At 68.2% G+C, this 6,890-nt stretch carries 9 protein-coding genes; 5 read left to right on the top strand and 4 right to left on the bottom strand.

All coding sequences use genetic code 11. From position 1 onward, the window contains the following. Window positions 1-336 precede the first annotated feature (336 nt). On the top strand, window positions 337-543 hold the full coding sequence (locus tag EPA99_RS18365; RefSeq protein WP_129472713.1) for a hypothetical protein: 207 nt from the start codon (window positions 337-339) through the stop codon (window positions 541-543). Between the two features lie 252 nt (window positions 544-795). On the opposite strand, the gene EPA99_RS18360 is transcribed toward EPA99_RS18365, so the two are convergent. Continuing rightward, window positions 796-1,308, bottom strand: a complete 513-nt coding sequence (locus EPA99_RS18360) for a DUF3224 domain-containing protein (RefSeq protein ID WP_338325415.1) — start codon at window positions 1,306-1,308, stop codon at window positions 796-798. Window positions 1,309-1,466: 158 nt separating this feature from the next. Between EPA99_RS18360 and EPA99_RS18355 the strand changes: the two genes are divergently transcribed. From EPA99_RS18355 to EPA99_RS18345, 3 genes are all read left to right on the top strand, one after another. Then, on the top strand, window positions 1,467-2,036 hold the full coding sequence (locus tag EPA99_RS18355; RefSeq protein ID WP_129472712.1) for a DUF3016 domain-containing protein: 570 nt from the start codon (window positions 1,467-1,469) through the stop codon (window positions 2,034-2,036). Between the two features lie 130 nt (window positions 2,037-2,166). Next, complete coding sequence (gene msrB, locus EPA99_RS18350) at window positions 2,167-2,640, top strand: peptide-methionine (R)-S-oxide reductase MsrB (RefSeq protein ID WP_129472711.1); 474 nt, start codon at window positions 2,167-2,169, stop codon at window positions 2,638-2,640. Window positions 2,641-2,672: 32 nt separating this feature from the next. After that, the gene (locus EPA99_RS18345; RefSeq protein ID WP_129472710.1) at window positions 2,673-2,957 is read left to right on the top strand and encodes a DUF4031 domain-containing protein; all 285 of its coding nucleotides are present in this window, start codon (window positions 2,673-2,675) and stop codon (window positions 2,955-2,957) included. A gap of 70 nt (window positions 2,958-3,027) precedes the next feature. Here the strand turns inward: EPA99_RS18345 and EPA99_RS18340 are convergent, their stop codons facing one another. Further along, complete coding sequence (locus EPA99_RS18340) at window positions 3,028-3,567, bottom strand: DUF6630 family protein (RefSeq protein ID WP_129472709.1); 540 nt, start codon at window positions 3,565-3,567, stop codon at window positions 3,028-3,030. Between the two features lie 149 nt (window positions 3,568-3,716). Here EPA99_RS18340 and EPA99_RS18335 point away from each other — a divergent pair, with 149 nt between their 5' ends. Further along, complete coding sequence (locus EPA99_RS18335; RefSeq protein WP_129472708.1) at window positions 3,717-3,953, top strand: DUF3297 family protein; 237 nt, start codon at window positions 3,717-3,719, stop codon at window positions 3,951-3,953. Window positions 3,954-4,052: 99 nt separating this feature from the next. Here the strand turns inward: EPA99_RS18335 and EPA99_RS18330 are convergent, their stop codons facing one another. Together EPA99_RS18330 and EPA99_RS18325 are read right to left on the bottom strand one after the other, a co-directional pair. Beyond that, window positions 4,053-5,690, bottom strand: a complete 1,638-nt coding sequence (locus tag EPA99_RS18330) for a Na+/H+ antiporter (RefSeq protein ID WP_129472707.1) — start codon at window positions 5,688-5,690, stop codon at window positions 4,053-4,055. Window positions 5,691-6,124: 434 nt separating this feature from the next. Continuing rightward, entirely contained in the window at window positions 6,125-6,886 is a 762-nt protein-coding gene (locus EPA99_RS18325; RefSeq protein WP_129472715.1) for an ABC transporter permease, read from the bottom strand. Between the last annotated feature and the right edge of the window lie 4 nt (window positions 6,887-6,890).

Below are 6,890 nucleotides of genomic sequence, written 5' to 3'. Positions count from 1 at the left end.
GGGCACCAGCCTCACCCGCAGCGGAGGGCTCGGTGGACAAGCTTCGCGTTGTCCACCCTACGTAGGGTGGATGACGCTCTTTCATCCACCGTCGCAGCAAATGGGCAATGGGGGCGCGGGGCGCGCCAGCCTCGACCTCCGCCAACAGCTCGGTGGACAAGCTTCGCGTTGTCCACCCTACGTGGGTCCGGGCTCGGCAACGATGGATGGGCGCTGCGGCAGGCCATGCGTGCCGTAGGAAATTTCCCACCTGCGCGCGCGCCATCGGCCGACTGTGTTGGCAGGCAGCGGCCCGCAGCATGCGTCATCCGTTCCGACGGTCGCAGGAGAGCCCCCATGTTGCTGTTCGTCATCGTCGCGCAGACCAACGGCTGGCAGCTCTACCAGGGCAGCGAGCAGCGCGACTGGTTCGCGCGCTGGGACGATGCCCTGGAGTCGGCCGACATCATGGCGGCCACCGCCCACGAACAGCGCGGCGTGCCCACCGCGGTGATGGTGGACGTGAATGGGCGTGGCGCCCTGGTCGTCAGCCGGCACGGTTGAGTTGGTTCGCTTCCGGACCACGCCCCCCGTGGACGACGGGCGTCCGAGTGGCGCTTCCGGAAGCTTCGTGTGAGCGGCTTTAGCCGCGAAGAGGCTTTACCGTGAAAGCTTCTTCGCGGCTGAAGCCGCTCCCACGGGGGCATATGCATTCAGCTCGATCGTGGCGAACACGAAGTGTTCGAGGCGACTGGAGCCGAAGCAGAAAATACCTATCGCGCGAAGGAGGCAGGGCCGAGCGGATCAGCGGGAGTTTCAGTGCCCGCTTCCAGCCTCGGGCAAGGTATAGGCGAGGTCGTAGTGGTGCACGCCCTGCTCGATGCGCAGGCTCAGGCTGCCGGCGATGCCCTTGAGCGCACCGCTGCCGGAATCGGGGGAGATGTGGATCTCCAGTTGCTGTTCGCCGCCCTGCATCACGCCGCGGTGCACCAGCACGAAACTGCCCTGGCGCCCGTCCAGGGTGCCGGTGACGCGTTCGATGGCCACATACGAGGCCGAGGTGGGCACGGCCGAGCGCGCCGCCAGCATTTCGCCGCTGCCCTTGCCCTGCAGTGCGCCGCTGAAGGTCTTCTCCAGCGACATGCGGCCCAGCGCATTGCCATCCTCGGCTGCGCCGCCCACTTCGCCGACCGGCTTCAGGCTCACCTCAAACGTTCCGATGGCATGGTGCATGGCGGCCTCCCCGGCCCAGAGCAGGACAGGCGCCGACAGCAGGCTGGCGGCGATCGTGGCGACGAGGGCACGCTGCATCGAGAACCAGTGCACCATGGCACCTCACCATCTGACAGAAACGTCAGCATACAGCTGAACGTTGGGACAGCGCAGGCCCCGGAATGGGACGCGGGCCATTGCGTCCCGGCAGGACAGGCGCAAGATCAACGGCAAGGACCCGCTGGGTCCGCGATGCCAAGCCCCTGGAGGCTGTCATGAAACGCTTTGGAGTGTTCGCCCTGTCGCTGGCCGCGCTGATGCTGGCCGGCACCGCCGTGGCTGGCCCGCGCCGGGTCACCGATGCCGACGCGCCGCGCAGCCTGCCGGCCGAAGGGCCAGTGAGCATCAGTTGGTCCGACCCTGCCGAGTTCACCGAGATCAAGCGCAGCCTGAACCGCTGGGAGGCCGAGCGCGGCAACTGGGTGTACGACCTGGCCAACTATATGCGCCAGCGCAGCCAGGACCGCCTGCTGCCGGGTGAGACCCTGGATATCCACATCACCGATATCGCCCGGGCCGGCAACTACGAGCCTTGGCGCGGCCTGTGGCTCAACGACGTGCGCATGGTGCGCGACATCTACCCGCCGCGCCTGAGCTTCACCTGGCGCAAGCTCGATGCCGATGGCCGGGTCATCGACGAAGGCGAGCAGAAGCTGGTGGACATGGCTTTCCAGATGGGCACCCAGCCCTTGAACAGTGATCCCCTGCGCTACGAAAAGCGCATGGTCGACCGCTGGGTGCAGCGCGATCTGACCGATCGCGACCGCGACGTCAGCGCGCGCTGAGCCGCTCTGCCCGCGCCATCAGGTCGCCTCGCAGCGCCGGCCTTCGTGCCGGCGCTGTCGCGTGGGTCGCCCTTGATCGGGACGCGGCACGCACCCATTGTGGAGGCCTGCCACTGGAGATGCGCCTGCCATGACCGCCTACGACCTGACGCCGCCGACCGAGGCCCAGCGCCGCGCCCTGATCGCCGGGTTGACGCCGGGAGAGCAGCACGTGCTGCTGGCTCACGGCACCGAGGCGCCGTTCTGCGGCGTGTTCCTGGACAACAAGCTGGAGGGGGTCTACACCTGCCGGCTGTGCGGCCTGCCGCTGTTCGCCTCCAGCACCAAGTTCGAATCCGGCACGGGCTGGCCGAGTTTCTTCAAGCCGGTGGACGAGGCGCACATCGGGCGCATCCGCGACACCAGCTACGGCATGGTCCGGGTGGAGATCGTCTGCGCGCGCTGCGAGAGCCACCTGGGCCATGTGTTCCCCGACGGCCCCCCGCCCACCCACGAGCGCCATTGCCTGAATTCGGTCTCGCTGGGCTTCACCGAAGTGGGTCAGCCCCTGCCCGATCCGCTGCAGCGCGGCGGCGCGGAGGCCGAACCGGTGGCGGTGGGCTGAAGCCGGCGCGCGTCGGTGCCGCAGACCGGCCCATGACCGTCTACGTGGATGACGCCGTCTGGCCCTGGCGCGGCGAGCGCTGGGCGCACCTGATGGCCGACACCCTGGACGAGCTGCATGCCTTCGCCGCGCGCCTGGGCATGCCGCGGCGCGCCTTCCAGAACAAGACCAGCGGCGCGCACTACGACATCACCGCGCAGATGCGGCTGCAGGCCATCGCCCTGGGCGCGCAGGCGATCTCGCGGCATCGCGAGCGCGCGCTGGTCCGGCGCGTGATCGCGCGTGCCAAGGCACAGGGGCGCGGGCTGGCGCCCTGAGCGTCCGCGCTCGGCCGACTGGGGCGGTGTCGGGCACCGCGCCGGCCCACCTCCACGGCGCGCAGATCGATCAGAACGGATCGCTGCCCGGACGCAGGTCGAAGCCCAGCAGCTGCGACAGCGCGCGCATGCCGTCGTCGTCGCGGCGCAGGGCCACGAAGCCGGCGCTGGCCTCCATCCCCGCGTCCCAGGTCCACAGGGTGTAGCCGTCTTCGCGCAGGCGGTCGTAGGCCAGGCCCAGCAGTTCGCCGGCGTCCAGCGCGGACATGAACTCGTCATCGTCGCGGTCGCCGCCCCAATCGATCTCGATGGACCAGCGCGCGGCCTGCTGGTCCAGGGCATCCATCAGGGTCTCGGTATCCCCGGTCTCAACGTGGAAGCCCGAGGTCCAGTCCAGGATGTCCTTGAGCTGCAGCAGCAGCTCCGGGCCGTCCACTTCCTCCCCGCCGTTGAGCTCGCGCCAGCCGCCGAACTGGCGCAGCGCGGTGTCCTCATCGCCGGGGTTGATCAGCATCAGCAGGTTCCAGACCCGGGCCTCGAAGGCGTCGTCCTCATCGGGGACGTAGCCGTCGAAGTCGTCTTCGTAGTCGGCCGAATTGTCGGGAAACATGCCATCCACCTGCGTTGTCGTACCTGGACGCGCATGATCGCGCGGACACGGACCGGCGGCAAAGCGCACGCGCGGCGCGCCTTCAGGATGCGAGGGGCCCGGACAGCCTTTATCCTTGCGCCCTTTCGTCCAATCTGCTGGTGCTTGCCATGTCCGATACCCCGCCCGACCGCCTCGCCGTTTCGCCGGCCAGCCGTTTCCATGACGCCTCCGCCCTGGACCGTGGCGTGGGCATCCGCTTCAACGGCACCGAGCGTGACAACGTCGAGGAGTATTCGGTCAGCGAAGGCTGGATCCGCGTGCAGGTGGGCAAGTCGCTGGATCGGCGCGGCAACCCGATGACGATGAAGTTCAAGGGCACGGTGGAACCGTACTTCAAGTCCTGAGCGCCCACGCCCGCCCTGCAGGCCGGCCGGCGTGCAGGGCGGGCGCGGTCCGTGGCGTGCGCATCGGCCATGTCCCAGCGCGCATGACGTGGGGGCGCGCTACCGCTGGCGCGATTCCAGCAGGTCCAAGTTGCGGATCAGCCGGCGCGCGGTTTCCTCCGAGATGCGGCGCTCGCGGCTGAGCCGGAACAGCGCCGCGCGCTCGGCCTGCAGGCCCGACAGGCGCAGCTGCCGCTCCACGCCCAGCAACGCATTGGCCTGCACCGGGTCGCTGGCCAGCCGCTCGACCGCGTCGATATGGCGCTGGTAGAGCTGGCTCACGCGCGCGGCTGCCTCCGAGTACAGGTCGGACTTGTCCTCGTCCTGCTTCACCAGTTCCTGGCGCTTGGTTTCCACCGCCGCCAGCGCCGCGCGCGAGGCCTCGGACTTGGCCAGGTCTTCCTCCTGGCTGTGCGAGGAATCCTCTGGCAGCTGCAGGTTCTTCAGCAGGCGCGGCAGGGAGACGCTGGCCACCACCAGCGACACCAGGATCACCGAGGTCGCCAGGAAGATCGCCAGGTCGCGCGCGGGGAATGGACTGCCATCCTCCATGAACAAGGGCAGGGTCAGCACGCCGGCCAGGGTGATGGCGCCGCGCACGCCGGCCAGCGAGGTGGCCACCACCACCCGCCATGGCGGACTGGGCGGGCGTTCGCCGCGTCGGCGCGCCTTGAGCAGGCTCCAGCGCAGCGACAGCCACACCCACAGGAAGCGCAACACCGCAAGGCCGGTGCTGATGGCCAGCACGTACACCAGCAGCCACCAAGGATTGAGGTGGCCGGCTTCCTGCACCGAGTTCACCGCGCCCTGCAGGATGCGCGGCAACTGCTCGCCCAGCAGCACGAACATGATGCCGTTGAGGCTGAACTGCACGGTGTTCCACACCGCCGAGCGCTCGATGCGGGTGGCCGCCGGCGCCTTGCCGGACATTTCCACGTAGCTCATGGCGATGCCGGCCGCGACCGCGGCGAGGATGCCGGAGGCATGCACCAGCTCGGCGATCTCGTAGGCGGCAAAGGGAATCAGCAGGCTGATGAGGATGGACGAGCCACCCTCCTCGCCGAAATGCCGGGTCAGCCAGCGCTGGGCCATGCTCACGCCCATGGTGGTGGCCACGCCGATCCCCAGCCCGGCCAGGGCCAGCCACAGGAAGGTCAGCGAGGCGCTGGCCACCGAGAAGGAGCCGGTCAGGGCCGCGGCCACGGCGAAGCGGAAGCACACCAGGCCGGTGGCATCGTTGAGCAGGGATTCGCCTTCCAGGATGTGCATCAGCCGCTTGGGGATCGGCGCGCGCGAGGCGATGGAGGACACCGCCACCGGATCGGTCGGAGAGATGATCGCCGCCAGGGCGAAGGCCACCGCCAGCGGCATGCTGGGGATCATCCAGTGGATCAGGAAGCCGGCGCCGATCACGGTGAAGATCACCAGGCCCAGGGCCATCTCCAGGATCACGAACTTGTCGCGGAACAGGCCTTCCTTGGGGATGCGCCAGCCGTCCAGGAACAGCAGCGGCGGCAGGAACAGCAGGAAGAAGATCTCCGGCTCCAGCTCCACCGCGCCGAACTGGAAGGCTGCCAGCACCGCACCCAGTCCGATCTGGACCAGCGGCAGGGGCACCGAGAACGGCAGGACGCGGACGAGATAGCCGCTGGCCACGACGGCCAGCAGCATGGCCAGGACGATCTGGATGGATTCCATGCAACTCCTACAGGTCCGGGCTCCGCGGGACCCGGTATGTCGAACAACGCGGATTCAGGTCCTACACCATACCGCACGCGCATGGCGTGCGCGCCCGGCGAGCGGTCGGGGGACGGCGTTTCCCCGGGGTGGTGAGTGTGCCGGCGGTGGTGGATGAAAGCGTCACCCAGCCACGTAGGGTGGACAACGCGAAGCTTGTCCACCAAGACGCCGAGGCCGGATCAAGGCGCACCCCATGCCCGCGCCATTCGTTTCGCGGCGGTGGTGAATGGAAGGGGGTCATCCCGCCGTAGGGTGGACAACGCGAAGCTTGTCCACCAAGGCGCCGAGGCCGGACCAAGGCGCGCCGCATGCTCGCACCGTTCGTTTCGCGGCGATCGTGGATGGAAAAAGCGTCATCCACCCTACGGGGTCTCTTTGGAGGCTGCGGCGGCTCAGCTCTTGATCTTCCAGCCGGTGCGGAACATCGCCCAGATCGCCACCAGGCAGGCCAGCATGAAGCCCAGCACCGCCGCCACGCTGACGCCCATGTGCACGTCCGAGACGCCGTAGAAGCTCCAGCGGAAGCCGCTGATCAGGTAGACCACCGGATTGAACAGGGTCACGGTCTGCCAGGCGGGGGGCAGCATGTTGATGGAGTAGAACGCCCCGCCCAGGAAAGTCAGCGGGGTGACCACCATCAGCGGGATCACCTGCAATTTTTGGAAGTCGTCGGCCCACAGCCCGATGATGAAACCGAACAGCGAGAAGGTCAGCGCGGTCAGCAGCAGGAAGGCCACCATCCACACCGGGTGCTGGATGTCGTAGTCCACGAACACCCGCGCCGTGGCCAGGATCAGCAGGCCCAGCATCAGCGACTTGGTCGCCGCCGCGCCCACATAGCCCAGCACCACCTCCACGAAGGACACCGGCGCGGACAGCAGCTCGTAGATGGTGCCGGACCATTTGGGCATGTAGATGCCGAAGGAGGCGTTGGAGATGCTCTCGTTGAGCAGCGAGAGCATGATCAGGCCGGGGATGATGAAGGCGCCGTAGGACACGCCTTCCACCTGGCCCATGCGGCTGCCGATGGCCGCGCCGAACACCACGAAGTACAAGGACGTGGACAGCACCGGCGAGGCGATGGACTGGGTGATGGTGCGGAAGGTGCGCGCCATCTCGAAGCGATAGATGGCCGCCACGGCATGCCAGTTCAGTCCC

Source organism: Pseudoxanthomonas composti (assembly GCF_004122095.1).
GTDB lineage: Bacteria > Pseudomonadota > Gammaproteobacteria > Xanthomonadales > Xanthomonadaceae > Pseudoxanthomonas_A > Pseudoxanthomonas_A composti.
This window is presented reverse-complemented; position numbering and strand designations above follow the sequence as displayed.